Source organism: Streptomyces echinatus, assembly GCF_014203595.1.
Lineage (GTDB): Bacteria > Actinomycetota > Actinomycetes > Streptomycetales > Streptomycetaceae > Streptomyces > Streptomyces echinatus.
Genome location: NZ_JACHJK010000010.1, coordinates 314,541 through 330,194, shown reverse-complemented (window position 1 = coordinate 330,194; position 15,654 = coordinate 314,541). Strand labels below are relative to the sequence as shown.

The 15,654-nt window shown below is 73.2% G+C and carries 12 protein-coding genes and 1 pseudogene; 7 read left to right on the top strand and 6 right to left on the bottom strand.

Annotated elements, in window-relative coordinates; translation table 11 throughout:
• Nucleotides 1-146: 146 nt before the first annotated feature.
• Nucleotides 147-617 carry a Dps family protein gene (locus tag FHS34_RS27290; RefSeq protein WP_184970091.1) on the top strand — a complete coding sequence of 157 codons (471 nt, stop codon included), beginning with the start codon at nt 147-149 and terminating at the stop codon, nt 615-617.
• 361 nt (nt 618-978) lie between these two features.
• Here the strand turns inward: FHS34_RS27290 and FHS34_RS27285 are convergent, their stop codons facing one another.
• The 3 genes from FHS34_RS27285 to FHS34_RS27275 form a co-directional block, all read right to left on the bottom strand.
• Entirely contained in the window at nt 979-1,743 is a 765-nt protein-coding gene (locus FHS34_RS27285; RefSeq protein ID WP_184970089.1) for an SDR family NAD(P)-dependent oxidoreductase, read from the bottom strand.
• Nucleotides 1,744-1,946: 203 nt separating this feature from the next.
• Nucleotides 1,947-2,792 (bottom strand): Fpg/Nei family DNA glycosylase, encoded by an 846-nt coding sequence (locus tag FHS34_RS27280; RefSeq protein WP_184970087.1) that lies wholly within the window; start codon nt 2,790-2,792, stop codon nt 1,947-1,949.
• 69 nt (nt 2,793-2,861) lie between these two features.
• Nucleotides 2,862-7,877, bottom strand: coding sequence for an ATP-dependent helicase (locus FHS34_RS27275; protein WP_184970085.1), 5,016 nt, complete (start codon nt 7,875-7,877; stop codon nt 2,862-2,864).
• A 399-nt stretch (nt 7,878-8,276) separates the two neighbouring features.
• On the opposite strand from FHS34_RS27275, the pseudogene FHS34_RS27270 reads away from it, so the two are divergent.
• The 3 genes and pseudogenes from FHS34_RS27270 to FHS34_RS27260 all read left to right on the top strand — a co-directional run.
• Nucleotides 8,277-9,128 (top strand): annotated as a pseudogene (locus FHS34_RS27270) (AraC family transcriptional regulator); the annotation flags it as partial.
• A gap of 50 nt (nt 9,129-9,178) precedes the next feature.
• The gene (locus tag FHS34_RS27265; RefSeq protein WP_184970151.1) at nt 9,179-9,913 is read left to right on the top strand and encodes an AzlC family ABC transporter permease; all 735 of its coding nucleotides are present in this window, start codon (nt 9,179-9,181) and stop codon (nt 9,911-9,913) included.
• On the top strand, nt 9,910-10,218 hold the full coding sequence (locus FHS34_RS27260; RefSeq protein WP_184970080.1) for an AzlD domain-containing protein: 309 nt from the start codon (nt 9,910-9,912) through the stop codon (nt 10,216-10,218). Before FHS34_RS27265 ends, FHS34_RS27260 begins: the two co-directional genes overlap by 4 nt.
• A gap of 55 nt (nt 10,219-10,273) precedes the next feature.
• Here FHS34_RS27260 and FHS34_RS27255 read toward each other — a convergent pair whose 3' ends face one another.
• Nucleotides 10,274-11,218 (bottom strand): hypothetical protein, encoded by a 945-nt coding sequence (locus FHS34_RS27255; protein ID WP_184970078.1) that lies wholly within the window; start codon nt 11,216-11,218, stop codon nt 10,274-10,276.
• 80 nt (nt 11,219-11,298) lie between these two features.
• Here FHS34_RS27255 and FHS34_RS27250 point away from each other — a divergent pair, with 80 nt between their 5' ends.
• Together FHS34_RS27250 and FHS34_RS27245 are read left to right on the top strand one after the other, a co-directional pair.
• Complete coding sequence (locus FHS34_RS27250) at nt 11,299-11,493, top strand: DUF3046 domain-containing protein (protein ID WP_184970076.1); 195 nt, start codon at nt 11,299-11,301, stop codon at nt 11,491-11,493.
• Between the two features lie 138 nt (nt 11,494-11,631).
• Nucleotides 11,632-12,882: an AI-2E family transporter gene (locus FHS34_RS27245; RefSeq protein WP_184970149.1), complete on the top strand. Its 1,251-nt coding sequence runs from the start codon at nt 11,632-11,634 to the stop codon at nt 12,880-12,882.
• 42 nt (nt 12,883-12,924) lie between these two features.
• Here FHS34_RS27245 and FHS34_RS27240 read toward each other — a convergent pair whose 3' ends face one another.
• Nucleotides 12,925-13,671, bottom strand: coding sequence for a hypothetical protein (locus FHS34_RS27240; RefSeq protein ID WP_184970074.1), 747 nt, complete (start codon nt 13,669-13,671; stop codon nt 12,925-12,927).
• A 284-nt stretch (nt 13,672-13,955) separates the two neighbouring features.
• Nucleotides 13,956-14,228: a thioredoxin family protein gene (locus FHS34_RS27235; RefSeq protein WP_225817632.1), complete on the bottom strand. Its 273-nt coding sequence runs from the start codon at nt 14,226-14,228 to the stop codon at nt 13,956-13,958.
• Nucleotides 14,229-14,524: 296 nt separating this feature from the next.
• On the opposite strand from FHS34_RS27235, the gene recA reads away from it, so the two are divergent.
• A complete protein-coding gene (gene recA / locus FHS34_RS27230; protein ID WP_184970072.1) occupies nt 14,525-15,652 on the top strand; it encodes a recombinase RecA in 1,128 nt (375 codons plus the stop codon).
• The last annotated feature ends 2 nt before the right edge of the window (nt 15,653-15,654 follow it).

Here is a 15,654-nt window from a genome sequence, read left to right as displayed (position 1 = left end):
GGCTTCCCAGGGAGACCTGGAAGGCCCGGCCGGGGCTTTCGTCTTTCCGCCGCCACCTCATGTCCGCCTACCGCCCATTTGCCGGTGTGGTGCGGTGCGGTCATCGTGGGAGGGACGTGACGGCGCCGAAGTACCGGAGGAAGCGGATGTACATCGTGAAGAGCTCGTTGGCCGACGCGGATCTGAAGACGGTGGCCGAGGCGCTCCAGGGCGCCCTCGTCGACCTGGTGGACCTCTCGCTGGCCGCCAAGCAGATCCACTGGAACATAGTCGGCCCCCGCTTCCGCTCCATCCACCTCCAGCTCGACGAGGTCGTCGCCTCCGCCCGCGCCCACTCGGACACGGTGGCCGAGCGGGCCTCGGCGCTGGGCGTACCGCCCGACGGGCGCGCCGCCACGGTGGCCTCCGGCAGCGGCATCAAGCCCACTCCGGCGGGCTGGATCAAGGACACGGACGCGGTCTCGACCATGGTGGACGCGCTCGGTTCGGTGATCGTCCGGATGCGGGAGCGGGTGGACGCGACCGCGGAGCCGGACCCCGTGTCCCAGGACATCTTCATCCAGATCACCGCCGAGCTGGAGAAGCACCACTGGATGTTCCAGGCGGAGAACGCGTAGCGGGCCCGGCGGGCGGCCGAGGGTGAACCGCTGTTCCCGGGGGTGAGTGGTCCGGCGTTGCATCCGTGAGCCCGTGGTGCGCCTCCCGTGCGGGACAGGCGACGGTCTAGCGTCCGGCTGGAGGTGGTGGCGGGCATGGTGGGGCGGATAGTGCGTCGGGGGCTAGCCCTCGGTCTCGGGGCGGCGTGGTGGTGGGTCGTGCTGCGGCTCGCCGCCGGGCAGGGCCCGGGCGTACTGGAGGGGGCCGTCGCGGCCGGTGGCTGGGGGCTGAGCCTGCTGCCCGTGCACTGCGTGCCCAAGAGGAGTGCGACCGGAGCCGTTCCGGCGGGACGCTGGGGCGACGCCTGGCGGGCCGACGGCGTCACCAGGGCATCGCCACACCCCCGTTCGGGCGAAGTATCTGACCCGTCGTGAACCCCGAGGCGTCCGACGCCAGATGGAGCACCGCGTGCGCGACGTCGTCCGGTTCGCCGACCCGGCCCAGCGGTGTCATCCGGGTCATCGCGGCCTCGGTGTGCGCCTGTGCCTCGCGGTCGTGACGGTCGGTCATGGGCGTGCGGATCCAGCCCGGCGCGATCGCGTTGACCCGGATGCCCCGCGGGCCCACCTCGGTGGCGAGCGTCTTGGTCAGCTGCACCACGGCCGCCTTGGCCGCGCCGTAGCAGAGCAGCCCGGCGCCGCCTGTGTCGACCGCGCCGGAGGCCATGGTGACGATGCTGCCGCGGGTCCCCCGGGCGAGCATCAGCCGGGCCGCCTCCTGGCAGGCGTACAGCACACCCTTGAAGTTGATGTTCAGTACCCGGTCGAGATCCTCGTCCCGGGTCTCCAGCACCGGGCTGCTGTGCATGATCCCCGCGATCGCCGCCAGCACGTCCAGCCGCTCGCAGGAGCGGACCGCCTCGGCCAGCCGGGGCCGGTCGGTGACGTCGAGGACGTGCACACGGGCCGTGCCGCCGCAGTCCTTGATCAACGCGGCCGTGCCGTCCAGGCCGTCCGCGTCGCGGTCGGCGCAGTGCACCGTCGCGCCCGCCTCGGCGAGCAGTACGGCGGAGGCCCGGCCGATGCCGCCGGCGGCTCCGGTGACGAAGGCGGTGCGTCCGGTGAGGTCGTACGCGGTGAGGGCCATGCGGGGACGGTACGAGCATTTCTGACGGGTCGTCAATTGGTGGGGCGGGTTTGCGGTCGCACGGGCGGGCGGGCCGGGTCCGTGGCCGTGCCGAGGCGTCGGGTGGTTCGGAGTGCGGGGGTCCGAGGTGCCGGGTGGTCCGGGGCGTGTGTGGTCGGGGGCGCGGGAGGGCCGGGGTGTCGGTGGTCCGAGGTGCCGGGTGGTCAGCCGGTGCGGCGGGGGTAGCGGTCGCGCCAGCGCTGGGGTGAGCCGGCCGCTGGAGCGGGGCCCGTCTGGCAGGTGGGGCACCAGTAGGTGGGACGTTCCTGGGTGCCGTCGCCCTGGTCGGCCACCCGGACAGGGGTGTGGCAGCGCAGGCAGGGGCGGGATGCGCGGCCGTAGACGAACAGGTCGTGCCGGTGCAGGCCCGTGGTCTGCCGGACGGGGCGGTCGCGGTTCGCCTCCAGGAGCCGCTTGGCCAGGCCGGGCAGTTTCTCGGCGCGGTCCGCCGGGAGCGCCCCGGCCGGCAGCCAGGGCGTCACGCCGAGCAGAAAGCACATCTCGCTCTTGTAGACGTTGCCGATGCCGGCCAGATTGCGCTGGTCGAGCAGGGCCTCGCCGAGCTGGCGGGCGGGGTCCGCGAGTACGTTGGCCAGGGCGAGCTCGGGGTCCCAGTCCGGGCCGAGCAGGTCGGGGCCCAGATGGCCGACGACCTGCTCCTCCTCGGTGGTGCGCAGCAGCTCCAGGACCTGCAGCCGGTAGCCGACGGCCGTGCGGTCCACGGTGCCCAGGATCGCCCGGATCTGGTACGCCGGTCCGCCCCGCCAGCGCTCGCCCGTGCCGAACACCTTCCACGCGCCCTCCATGCGCAGATGGGTGTGCAGGGTCAGACCACCCTCGAAGCGGGTGAGCAGGTGCTTGCCGCGCGGGATCGTGCTCAGCACCCTGCGGCCGGACAGGTCGACCGTCGCGTACTTGGGCACACGGAAGTCGCTGAGCGTCAGCGCCTTACCCGTGAGGGCTTCGTGCAGCCGCCGCGCCGCCTGCCAGACGGTGTCACCTTCGGGCATGCGTCAAGAGTGCCACGGTGGACCGGTGCCGGTGCCGGTGCCGGTGCCGGTGCCGGTGTTGGTGGCCGGTCATGCTCTCAGGCGCAGGCCGCGTGGCGTCGCCACAAATCCTGCGGCCTCCAGGAGGGTGCCTGTCGGGGAGGTCAGGGCCTGGGCGCCGTTGATCCGCTCGACCGTGACCGTGCCGAGCGAGCCCGCACGGGCCGCCGCGGCCAGCGCCTCGGCGGCCGTACGCAGGCGGGCGTCGTCCGTCGCGGCGGTGTCCGCGGTGGTGGGCCAGGCCAGCAGCGTCTTGCCGCCGCGCTCCATGTACAGCGTCAGCTCGCCCTCCACCAGGACGACCAGCGAGCCCGCCTTGCGGCCCGGCTTGTGCCCCGCTCCGGTCGGCGGCTCCGGCCAGGGCAGCGCGGAGCCGTACGCGTTCGCGGGGTCGGCCGCGGCGAGGACCACGGCACGGGGGTCGGGCGAGGAGGACCCCGCCCGGCCATTGCCGTAGCCGCGGTGCGGGGCCGTGCCGTAGGCGGCCGAGCCGTAGGAAGGGCCCGAGCCGTAAGGGGTGCCGCCGCCGCGTGGACCGCCGTAGCCCGGGGCGGCGAACGGGTCGGACGGGTCGCCCTGGGGGACCTGGCCGACGCCGGCGGCGGGACGGTCCTCCGGTGGCCATGTGAAGTCGCCGTCCAGACCGGGGTGGGCGAGGCCGCCGTCGGCTCCGTCGAAGGAGTGGCCGTGGGGGGTGCCGTAAGTGCCGTCGAAGGGGTTGGGGAAGCCCTGGTCGGCGAAGCCGTTCGCCGCACCCGGGGTGCCGAAACCGTCCGGGCCGACCGGGACCGGCAGGCCCTGGGACCGCTCACGGGCGTTCGCCACCGCGCGGAGCCGGTCCACCGCGCCGTCCATCGCGAACTGGGCCGCGCCCAGCCCCTCGACCACGTAACCGCGCCGGGCCTGACCGCTCTCCTCGAACACCGACAGCACCCGGTACACCGCGGAGAAGCCGCCCTCGACCCCCTCCGCGGCGACCGCGCCCCGAGTGACCACGCCGTGCCGGTCCAGGAGCGTCCGGGCCAGCGCGTGCGCGCGCACCGTCGCGTCCGGCTCGGCGGTGGGCAGCAGGGACCAGCGGCCCGCGACGGTCGGCGGCCCGGTGCGGGAGGCGGTGCGCGCGGCAGCCGTCAGGGAGCCGTACCGCCCGCGCGGGACGGCACGCTTGGCACGGTGCGCGGTCGAGCCCGCCGTACGGCCGGAACCCAGCAGGGAACGCATCGGAGTCAGGGTGTCGTTGGTGAGCCGGCCGGACCAGGCCAGGTCCCACAGCGCGTCGGCCAGTTGGGGGTCGGTGGCGTCGGGGTGCGTGGTGGCGCGGATCTGGTCGGCGATCTGCCGGAAGAACAGACCGTAGCCGCCGGAGAGGGCGTCGAGGACGGACTGGTGGAGCGCGGTGAGCTCCAGCGGGTGCGGTGCCGGGAGCAGCAGCGGGGCCGCGTCCGCCAGATAGAGGGAGACCCAGCCGTCCTTGCCGGGCAGGGCACCCGCGCCGGCCCACACCACCTCACCCGCGGCGGTGAGTTCATCGAGCATCGAGGGCGTGTAGTTCGCCACGCGGGAGGGCAGGACCAGCTTCTCCAGTGCGGAGGCGGGTACGGACGCGCCCTGCAACTGCTCGACGGCGCGCACCAGTCCGTCGATACCGCGCAGACCGTGACCCTTGCCGATGTGCTGCCACTGCGGCAGGAACTGGGCGAGCGCGGCCGGCGGCACGGGCTCCAGCTCATGGCGCAGGGCCGCCAGGGAGCGGCGGCGCAGGCGGCGCAGTACGGCCGCGTCGCACCACTCCTGGCCGATGCCCGCCGGATGGAACTCGCCCTGGACGACCCGGCCGTTCGCCGCGAGCCGCTGCAGGGCACCTTCGGTGACCGCGACACCCAGCCCGAACCGGCCCGCTGCGGTGGCCGAGGTGAACGGGCCGTGCGTACGGGCGTACCGGGCGAGGAGGTCGCCCAGCGGGTCCTTGACCGGTTCGGTGAACGCCTCGGGGACACCGACCGGCAGCGCCGTGCCGAGCGCGTCGCGCAGCCGGCCCGCGTCCTCGACGGCCGCCCAGTGGTCGGTCCCCGCGATCCGGACCTTGATGGCCCGGCGGGCCCCGGCCAGCTCTCGCGCCCACTGCGGGTCCGCGCCGCGCGCGACCAGCTCGGCGTCCGTCAGCGGGCCCAGCAGCCGGAGCACATCGGCGACTCCCTCGACATCCTTGACCCGGCGGTCCTCGGTGAGCCACTGCAGCTCGCGCTCCAGCTCGGTCAGCACCTCCGCGTCGAGCAGTTCGCGCAGCTCCGCCTGGCCCAGCAGCTCGGCCAGCAGCCGGGAGTCCAGGGAAAGCGCGGCGGCGCGGCGCTCGGCCAGCGGGGAGTCGCCCTCGTACAGGAACTGGGCGACGTATCCGAAGAGCAGGGAGCGGGCGAACGGGGACGGCTCCGGGGTGGTGACCTCGACCAGGCGCACCTTGCGGGACTCGATGTCGCCCATCAGCTCGACCAGCCCGGGCACGTCGAAGACGTCCTGGAGACATTCGCGGACCGCTTCCAGGACGATCGGGAACGAGCCGAACTCGCTGGCCACCTGGAGCAGCTGGGCCGCCCGCTGGCGCTGCTGCCACAGCGGGGTGCGCTTGCCGGGGTTGCGGCGCGGCAGCAGCAGCGCGCGGGCCGCGCACTCCCGGAACCGGGAGGCGAACAGCGCGGAGCCGCCGACCTGGTCGGTGACGATCTGGTCGACCTCGCCCTTGTCGAAGAGGACGTCCCCGGCGCCCACGGGCGCCTGCTCGCTGTCGTACTCGGTGCCGGTCTTCACCGGCTCCTGGTCGAGCAGGTCCAGGCCCATCAGATCGGCGTCCGGAAGGCGCAGCACGATGCCGTCGTCGGCGTGCATGACCTGCGCGTCCATGCCGTACCGCTCGGACAGACGGGCGCCGAGGGCGAGGGCCCAGGGGGCGTGGACCTGGGCGCCGAAGGGGGAGTGGACGACGACCCGCCAGTCGCCCAGCTCGTCCCGGAAACGCTCCACGACGATCGTGCGGTCGTCCGGGACGTGGCCGCAGGCCTCGCGCTGCTCACCCAGGTACGACAGCACGTTGTCCGCCGCCCACGCGTCCAGGCCCGCCGTCAGCAGCCGCAGCCGGGCGTCGTCCTTGGACAGCGAGCCGACCTCGCGCAGGAAAGCGCCCACCGCGCGGCCCAGCTCCAGCGGGCGGCCCAGCTGGTCACCCTTCCAGAAGGGCAGCCGGCCCGGCACGCCCGGAGCGGGCGAGACCAGGACGCGGTCGCGCGTGATGTCCTCGATCCGCCAGGAGCTCGTGCCGAGCGTGAAGACGTCGCCCACCCGCGACTCGTAGACCATCTCCTCGTCCAGTTCGCCGACCCGGCCGCCGCCCTTCTTGGGGTCGGAACCGGCGAGGAAGACGCCGAACAGGCCGCGGTCCGGGATCGTGCCGCCGGAGGTGACGGCGAGGCGCTGGGCGCCCGGGCGGCCGGTGATCTCGCCGGTGACGCGGTCCCACACCACGCGCGGGCGCAGCTCAGCGAACGCGTCCGACGGATAGCGGCCCGCGAGCATGTCGAGCGTCGCCGTGAACGCCGACTCGGGCAGCGAGGTGAACGGGGCCGCGCGGCGGACCGCGGCCAGCAGGTCGTCGAACTGCCAGGTGTCCAGCGCCGTCATGGCGACCAGCTGCTGCGCGAGCACGTCCAGCGGGTTCGCGGGCACCCTCAGCGACTCGATCGAGCCCGAGCGCATCCGCTCCGTGACCACCGCCGCCTGGACCAGGTCGCCCCGGTACTTCGGGAAGACGACACCGGTGGAGACCGCGCCCACCTGGTGGCCGGCGCGGCCCACGCGCTGGAGGCCGGAGGCGACCGACGGCGGGGACTCGACCTGCACGACGAGGTCCACCGCGCCCATGTCGATGCCCAGTTCGAGACTGGAGGTGGCCACCACCGCGGGCAGCCGGCCGGCCTTCAGGTCCTCCTCGACCAGGGCCCGCTGCTCCTTGGAGACCGAGCCGTGGTGCGCGCGGGCGATCACCGGCGGTGCGCCCTGGGCCGCGCCCGAGCCGCCCATCAGCTGGGCGGGGGAGTGGTGCTCGTCCAGGGTCTCCCCGGTCGCGCGTTCGTAGGCGATCTCGTTGAGCCGGTTGCACAGGCGCTCCGCCAGCCGGCGCGAGTTGGCGAACACGATCGTGGACCGGTGGGCTTGGACCAGGTCGGTGATCCGCTCCTCCACATGGGGCCAGATCGACGGCCTCTCCGCGCCCTCGGCGGCGTCGGTGGCCGGGGAACCGCCCAGCTCGCCCATGTCCTCGACCGGGACGACCACGGAGAGGTCGAACTCCTTGCCGGACTCCGGCTGGACGATCTCCACCCTGCGGCGCGGGGACAGATAGCGGGCCACCTCGTCCACCGGGCGCACGGTCGCCGACAGGCCGATGCGGCGGGCGGGCTTCGGCAGCAACTCGTCCAGCCGCTCCAGGGAGAGCGCGAGGTGTGCGCCGCGCTTGGTGCCCGCGACCGCGTGCACCTCGTCCAGGATCACCGTCTCCACGCCCGTCAGCGCGTCGCGCGTGGCCGACGTCAGCATCAGGAAGAGCGACTCGGGAGTGGTGATCAGGATGTCCGGCGGGCGGGTGGACAGGGCGCGGCGCTCGGCGGCCGGGGTGTCGCCTGACCTGATGCCGACCCTGACCTCGGGCTCGGGCAGGCCCAGCCGCACGGACTCCTGGCGGATGCCGGTCAGGGGGCTGCGCAGGTTGCGCTCCACGTCGACGGCCAGGGCCTTCAGCGGCGACACGTACAGCACCCGGCAGCGCTTCTTCGGGTCGGCCGGGGGCGGGGCCGAGGCCAGCTGGTCCAGCGCGGCGAGGAACGCGGCCAGCGTCTTGCCCGAGCCGGTGGGGGCGACCACCAGCACGTCCGAGCCCGCCTTGATGGCCTGCCACGCGCCTGCCTGGGCCGCGGTGGGCGCGGAGAAAGCCCCCGTGAACCAGCCGCGGGTCGCGGGGGAGAAGCCGTCGAGGGCCCGGTGGGCGGAGCTGACCATGCATCCATCCTGCACCCGCCCACTGACAATCGCCCTGACCTGGGCATATGGGGCACGGGTGGGATTTTTGCCCGGCTGGCCGCGGCTCGTGCGCCTACGGCGGCCGGTGTGCGGGCCGAACGGGAGCGGGCATGGCCGAACGCGAGCCGGCCGGGAGGCGCTGGCGTAGCCGGACGAGAACGCGGGCCGGCATGGCCGGGACGGAGCCGGCGTGGCCGGGCGGGAAGCGAGCGTGGCTGGGCGTCGCCGGCGGAGCGGGCGTGGTGGCGCGCCCGGTGGCGGCCGGCAGGGTGAGGGGGCCGGCGGGGCGGACCCGGTTCCCGGGTGGTGGGGGTGGACCCGGTTTTCGGGTGGTGGGAGCCGGTGCGGTGTCCGGCTGGGCGGACGGACAATGGCCGTATGGCGGGTTCAGGGGAGCGGGCACGGCACTGGCGGTACACGGAACTGCCCGGGGTCGACCTGCTGCGGGCCCGGTACATCCGCAAGACCTTCATCCGCCACACCCACGAGAACTTCGTGATCGCGGCCATAGCCGACGGCGTCGAGGTCTTCCACCACCGCGGCTCCGACGTCTCCGCCGGCGCGGGAGCGCTCGCCCTGGTCAACCCGGACACCCCGCACACCGGCCGGGCCGGGGTGCCCGAGGGCTGGCGGTACGGCGCGCTCTACCCGTCACCCGACGTGGTCGCCGCCATCGCCGCCGAGACCACCACCCTCCGGGGCACCCCCGGCTTCGCCCGCCCCGTCCTCGACGATCCCTACACCGTCCGCCTGGTCCATCAGGTGCTGCGGGCCGCCGACGAGGGCAACGCGCTGGCCGCCGACACCCTCCTGCGGGTGGCCGTGACCCGGCTGCTGCGGTTGAACGGCGGCACGCTGCCCGAGCGGCGGCCCCGGACGGCCGGGGCCCGGATCGCGTCACGCGCGCGTGCGGTGCTGGAGGAGCGGATCGCCGAGCCGCCGACCCTGGAACGGCTGGCCACGGATCTCGGGACCAGCCCGTTCGCCCTGCTGCGGGCGTTCCGCGACGCCTACGGCATGCCGCCGCACACCTGGCTGACCGACACCCGCGTGCGCCGCGCCCGGCTGCTGCTGGACGCGGGGACCGCCCCCGCCGAGGCGGCCGTCGCCGTCGGCTTCACCGACCAGCCCCACCTGAACCGGCACTTCGCCCGGATCGTCGGCGTGCCTCCGGGTGCCTACCAGCGCGAGCGCGCGCGTCCCGGTGAGCGCAAGAACGTACAAGACGCGAGCTGACGGCCGCCCGTACCGTCCGTGGCGTGGCACAACACATAGCACTCATGGACCAGACGGCCGACGGCGCGGACAAGCCGGACGCGGCCGTCGTACGGGACGCCCTCGGGGTCGGTGTCGCCGTAGGCCTGTCCGGATTCGCCTTCGGGGTGACCTCGGCCGGCAGCGGACTGGGGCTGCTCCAGACCTGCGCGCTCAGCCTCCTGGTGTTCACCGGCGCCTCCCAGTTCGCCCTGGTCGGCGCGCTCGCCGCCGGGGGCAACCCGTTCACGGCCGCGGCCGGCGCGTTCTTCCTGGGTGTACGCAACGCCTTCTACGGGCTGCGGCTGTCGCAGCTGCTCGCTCTCCCGCGCGCGGTACGGCCGTTCGCCGCCCAGTGGGTGATCGACGAGACCACGGCGGTGACCCTGGCCCAGCCGAACCGGCGGGCCGCACGCATCGGCTTCACCGTCACCGGCCTCAGCCTTTACGTGCTGTGGAACCTCACCACGCTGCTCGGCGCGCTGGGGGCCAAGGCGATCGGGGACACGCGCGCGTGGGGACTGGACGCGGCCGGACCCGCCGTGTTCCTGACGCTGCTCGCGCCGATGCTGAAGACGGCCACCGAGCGAGCGGTCGCGGGCCTCGCCGTCCTGCTGGGCCTCGGTCTGCTGCCCGTGCTGCCGGCCGGTGTGCCGGTCCTGGTGGCGGCGCTGGCGGCCCCGCTCGCGCTCTTCGTCGAGGGCCGGCGCCGGGGGCGCGCCGGGCAGGACGGTCCGGACGGCGTGGAGGTGGACCGGTGAACACCTGGATCGCGATCGGAGTGACCGTCCTCGGCTGTTACGCCGTCAAGCTCGCCGGTCTGCTCGTCCCGGCACACACCGTGGAGCGGCCGTACGTGCGGCGGCTCGCCGCCCTGCTGCCGGTCGCGCTGCTCGCGGCGCTCACGGCCCAGCAGACGTTCGCCGACGGGCACACGCTGGTGCTGGACGCCCGGGCGGCGGGGCTCGGCGCCGCGGCCGTGGCACTGATGCTGCGCGCGCCGTTCCTGCTGGTCGTCGCGGCGGCCGTGGTGGTGACGGCGGGCCTACGGGCCGTCGGCGGGTGAGCGGGGCCGGCCCGGTCCGCCGACGCGCCGGGCACGGCCCGCGGACGGGGCCGGCTCAGCCCACGAAACGGCCGTGGGCCCTCAGGATGCGCAGTGCCTCGATCGTCACCCGGGGGCGGGCCTCCAGCGCGGGGGCCGGGGCCCACCGGCGCCGGCGGACGGACCAGCCGCCGTCCTCCCGCTGCCCGGCGGCCAGGTGGTCCAGCGAGCGTGTCATCTCCTCGTCCGTGAACCACGCGCGCGCGAGCGAGTCCGGGCTCTTGGCGTAGTCGTGCGGGAAGTGGTGCTCGCCCGGGGCATAGCCGGACGCGACCGGAAAGGCGTCGGGCCGGTCCGGATCGAGCACGGCGAGCCGCTGCTCCCGCACCAGGCGGCCCAGCCGGTCGGCGGCGGCCTCCGCGCGCGTGCGGTCGGGAACGGAGTCGAGGAAGGTCACGGCGGCCTCCACCTCGTAGGGGTGCGACTTCTCCAGGGTCTCCACCGCCTGCCAGCAGTAGTCGGTGGCCCGGAACAGCCAGGCGTGCCAGACCTCGTTGCGGTGGAGCAGCCCGACCACCGGCCCGGTGGCCAGCAGGTCGCTGGGAGGATCGTCGACGACCGGGACGAACGGCGCCGTCGGATACCCGCGCTGGCTGGGGTGGATCGCCGGCAGCGCCCCGTCGGGGGTGGAGACGGCGGTCAGATAGCGGCAGACGCGCTCCACCCGCTGTCCGCCGCAGCGCCCGACGGCGTCCAGCACGCGCAGTGCGTGCGCGGTGTGCAGGGGCTGGCTGACCGGTCCGCGCAGATCGGGCTCCAACGCGTGCCCGTACCCGCCGTCCTCGTTGCGGTAGGCGTCCAGTGCCGCTTCCACCGCCTCCGGGCTGCCGTTCAGGAAGTGGTACGTGAAGAGATGCTGTTCCAGCACGCGCGCGGTGAGCCACACGAACTGTTCGGCGCGGAAGAGCGGGGAGCGCGCCGGGGGCGTGGAGGGGAGTGGGGAAGCTCCTAGTTCGGCCATGCGTCAGACCGTAGGGCGGAAAGCGGTCTCGGCAGGCGCTCCCGGGCAGGGCCCACCCCCAGGGGCGGGATACTGGAGTCATGCGGTTGACGGTCTTCTGGCAGCGGATGGCGGATCACTTCGGTCCGGGGTACGCCGACACCTTCGCGCGCGATCACGTCATGTCGGAACTGGGCGGACGCACGGTGCACCAGGCGCTGGACGCGGGCTGGGACGCCCGGGACGTGTGGCGCGTGATCTGCACGGTCATGAACGTGCCGGGTGAGAGGCGCTGACCGGGCGACCGGAATGTCGGGTATGCCGACGAGTTGTTCGACAGTACGGCACCGAACTGTCACGAAGATCGCCGGCGGACGCCGGTTGTCGGCGGCGTGGGCGAGACTGGGCGCGTGGCACCCACTGACGAGGACCCCCTGGCACCTACTACCGAAGACGGCGAGCCGTCCACCCGGCGGGCGGCACCGGCCGCCGCGCCCCCGCCCGGCCGGCCCCCGCTCTCCGAGGCCGTCGCGCCGGGCGGCCGGATGCCGCGCTGGCTGCCGCGCGCCATGGTGCTCGCGCTCGCGCTGATCGCGGCGTTCCAGCTGGGCAGCTGGGCCTTCCACCAGCTGACCGGACTCCTGATCAACATATTGATCGCGTTCTTCCTGGCGCTCGCGATCGAGCCCGCGGTGAGCCGGATGGCGGCCCGGGGCATACGCAGGGGGCTCGCCACCTTCCTCGTCTTCTTCGGGCTGACCATCGTCGCAGCCGGGTTCGTCACCCTGCTCGGCTCGATGCTGGCCGGCCAGATCATCAAGATGATCGAGGGCTTCCCGGAATACCTTGACTCGCTCATCAACTGGATCAACGCGAAGTTCCACACGGACCTCAGACGGGTGGACGTCCAGGAGGGGCTGCTGCACTCCGCCTGGCTGCGCAAATACGTGCAGAACAGCGCGGCCGGCGTCCTCGACGTGTCCGCACAGGTGCTCGGCGGGCTCTTCCAGCTGCTGACGGTCGCCCTGTTCTCGTTCTACTTCGCCGCGGACGGCCCCCGGCTGCGCCGCGCCCTGTGCTCCGTCCTGCCGCCCGCGCGCCAGGCCGAGGTGCTGCGCGCCTGGGAGATCGCCGTCGACAAGACGGGCGGCTATCTGTACTCGCGCGGCCTCATGGCGCTCATCTCCGGGATCGCGCACTACATCCTGCTCGAGGCCATGGGGGTGCCGTACGCGCCCGTGCTCGGCGTCTGGGTGGGCCTGGTCTCGCAGTTCATCCCCACCATCGGGACGTATCTCGCGGGCGCGCTGCCGATGCTGATCGCGTTCACCGTCAACCCCTGGTACGCGGTGTGGGTGCTGGGCTTCGTCGTGATCTACCAGCAGTTCGAGAACTACATGCTCCAGCCCAAGCTGACCGCCAAGACCGTCGACATCCATCCGGCGGTCGCCTTCGGCTCGGTCGTCGCGGGCACCGCGCTGCTGGGAGCGGTCGGCGCGCTGATCGCCATTCCGGCGGTGGCCACGCTCCAGGCGTTCCTGGGGGCGTACGTGAAGCGGTACGCCGTCACGGACGACCCCCGTGTGCACGGGCACCGCGGCAGGAACCAGGGGGGTGCCGGGATGCTCACGCGCATGCGGCGGCTGTGGGCCGGGCGTCGCCCCGGCGGGCAGGAGCGGTCGTAGGCGGCTGACGGCCGCCGGGGCCGCCCTGTGGACGGGGCCGCCTCAGTACGTCAGCCCCGCCCACAGGGCGGCCGCGGCGACGGCCGTCGCGTAACAGCCGGCCGCCACGGCCACGATCCGCCGGCGTGCCCCCTCGCTCCAGGGCGTAAGGGACAGCGACCGGGCGAGCAGGGGCAGGACCAGGACCGCGTGCAGGCTCACGCCGTGCAGCGGCTTGAGCGGGGCCGTCGAGTGGTAGGCGGCCTCTTGGTGGCCGGTCCGCGTCAGGACGACCCCGCGCGCGATCATGGCCGCGCCCGAGGCCAGTGCCACCAGCAGCAGCGCGAAACCGGAACGGACGGCGAGCGGCATGCCGGCGGGGCCCGTCGGCCGGTGCCGGAAGGACACGACGGCGAAGACGGTGAGCAGGGCGGCCAGGACACCGCCGCCCACCGCCAGCGTCATGGACACGCTCGTGTCGAAGGGCGTCTCCATGTTCAGGTGCGAGGGCACCCGGCGCCATGCCTGGAGGGTGATGCCGCCCACCTCCACCACGCAGTCGGCGGCGAAGACGAGAAGCAGGGCCGCGCGCAGCCGATCGCCGGTCCGCAGGTACGACGTGACCCAGGTGAGCGCCATCAGTGTCACTCCGAACGAGAGCCCGAAGGTGACGGGCTTGCGCCAGGAGACGGGACCGTCCCAGGGGCCGCCGTCGACCGCGAACACCACCAGGTGGACGAGGCCGGACAGGACGAGGAGCAGGCCCGTGGTGTGACAGAGACGGTCGACGGCGGCACGCGGATTCTTCATGGGCCCAGGCTTCCGGGCCCGGCCCACGGGGTCGTCGTCCGGCCGGAGGCACTCCCGGTACGCCACCGGGAGCAGACCGGCCCGCCGTCACAGGCGACCGAAGTCGCGGGTCCGCCGGGTGCTGGCGCGGCCCTCGCCGGCGAGCCGGTCCGCCGCCGCCGTCCCGCTCCGCCCGCCCCGTGCCCTGTGCCGGCGAACCCTGGTCACGTGCCATCGAAGACTGAGCGCGCCGGACAGGGGCCTGACGCGCCCGCCGAGCCCCGAGGTGAGCGGCTCTCCCGTGGTCAGAGGGTGGTGTCGACGTTCATCTTGAGGGTCACCAGCTTGTCCGCCTGTTCGGCCGCGATCTCCTGCACAACCGGGGAGAACGTGCGGCTGGGATCACTCCATTGGGCCCAGTACTGGACGAGTACCGGCTTGTCGCTCTTGAGTACCGCGGTTTCGAAGCCGGCATCGGTCACAGCCTTCATTGCGATCCCTCCGTCGGCGCACACCCCATCAGCGAGCTGACTGCACGCGGAACTATGGGGCGAAAACTGATCTTTCTGCGCGATCATCACGCGCGTGACTCCCCGCCGCACGGCAACCCGGCGGAGGGGTGGTCAAGGTCCGATGTCACAGGACACCCCGCTCGCGGCCCGGCCGCGGGCCGCGTGGTGCGCTTGACATGAAAATCGAACATCCATTCTTATGGAGGCTCAGGCGAGGCTTTGGGTTGGGGGTTACGTCCCGATTCGCGGGGAGATGCCCGGCGGTTATCCACAGGCTGGACCTGCGTCGGGGCGCATTGTCAGTGGCAGGCGTTAGCGTCTTTGACGTGAAGCGATCGACTCAAGCAAACCGGGTGGAACCCATGGCAGGAACCGACCGCGAGAAGGCGCTCGACGCCGCGCTCGCGCAGATTGAACGGCAATTCGGCAAGGGCGCGGTCATGCGCATGGGCGAGCGGTCGAAGGAGCCCATCGAGGTCATCCCGACCGGGTCGACCGCGCTCGACGTCGCCCTCGGCGTCGGTGGCCTGCCGCGCGGCCGTGTCGTCGAGATCTACGGACCGGAGTCCTCCGGTAAGACGACCCTGACCCTGCACGCCGTGGCGAACGCGCAGAAGGCCGGCGGTCAGGTCGCCTTCGTGGACGCCGAGCACGCCCTCGACCCCGAGTACGCGCGCAAGCTCGGCGTCGACATCGACAACCTGATCCTCTCCCAGCCGGACAACGGCGAGCAGGCCCTGGAGATCGTGGACATGCTGGTCCGCTCCGGTGCCCTCGACCTCATCGTCATCGACTCCGTCGCCGCGCTCGTCCCGCGTGCGGAGATCGAGGGCGAGATGGGCGACAGCCACGTCGGTCTGCAGGCCCGTCTGATGAGCCAGGCGCTGCGGAAGATCACCAGCGCGCTCAACCAGTCCAAGACCACCGCGATCTTCATCAACCAGCTCCGCGAGAAGATCGGCGTGATGTTCGGCTCCCCGGAGACCACGACCGGTGGCCGGGCCCTGAAGTTCTACGCCTCGGTGCGCATCGACATCCGCCGCATCGAGACCCTGAAGGACGGCACGGAAGCGGTCGGCAACCGCACCCGCTGCAAGGTCGTCAAGAACAAGGTCGCGCCGCCCTTCAAGCAGGCCGAGTTCGACATCCTCTACGGCCAGGGCATCAGCCGCGAGGGCGGTCTGATCGACATGGGTGTGGAGCACGGCTTCGTGCGCAAGGCCGGTGCCTGGTACACGTACGAGGGCGACCAGCTCGGCCAGGGCAAGGAGAACGCGCGGAACTTCCTCAAGGACAACCCCGACCTCGCCAACGAGATCGAGAAGAAGATCAAGGAGAAGCTGGGCGTGGGGGTCCGTCCGGAGGAGCCCGCCGCCGAGCCGGGCGCCGACGCGGTCACCACCGCGGCGGCCGAGGACTCCGCAAAGCCGGCGTCCGCCCCGGCAGCCGCCAAGGCCACCAAGCCCAAGGCCGCCACAGCCAAGAGCTGACC

Bases quoted from the DNA above. Each gene is read 5' to 3' on its own strand.
- FHS34_RS27240 (WP_184970074.1), bottom strand. From the start codon at position 13,671: ATGAAGAATCCGCGTGCCGCCGTCGACCGTCTCTGTCACACCACGGGC.
- FHS34_RS27285 (WP_184970089.1), bottom strand. From the start codon at position 1,743: ATGGCCCTCACCGCGTACGACCTCACCGGACGCACCGCCTTCGTCACC.
- FHS34_RS27235 (WP_225817632.1), bottom strand. From the start codon at position 14,228: ATGATCGCGCAGAAAGATCAGTTTTCGCCCCATAGTTCCGCGTGCAGT.
- FHS34_RS27290 (WP_184970091.1), top strand. From the start codon at position 147: ATGTACATCGTGAAGAGCTCGTTGGCCGACGCGGATCTGAAGACGGTG.
- FHS34_RS27265 (WP_184970151.1), top strand. From the start codon at position 9,179: ATGGACCAGACGGCCGACGGCGCGGACAAGCCGGACGCGGCCGTCGTA.
- FHS34_RS27250 (WP_184970076.1), top strand. From the start codon at position 11,299: ATGCGGTTGACGGTCTTCTGGCAGCGGATGGCGGATCACTTCGGTCCG.
- recA (WP_184970072.1), top strand. From the start codon at position 14,525: ATGGCAGGAACCGACCGCGAGAAGGCGCTCGACGCCGCGCTCGCGCAG.
- FHS34_RS27255 (WP_184970078.1), bottom strand. From the start codon at position 11,218: ATGGCCGAACTAGGAGCTTCCCCACTCCCCTCCACGCCCCCGGCGCGC.
- FHS34_RS27275 (WP_184970085.1), bottom strand. From the start codon at position 7,877: ATGGTCAGCTCCGCCCACCGGGCCCTCGACGGCTTCTCCCCCGCGACC.
- FHS34_RS27280 (WP_184970087.1), bottom strand. From the start codon at position 2,792: ATGCCCGAAGGTGACACCGTCTGGCAGGCGGCGCGGCGGCTGCACGAA.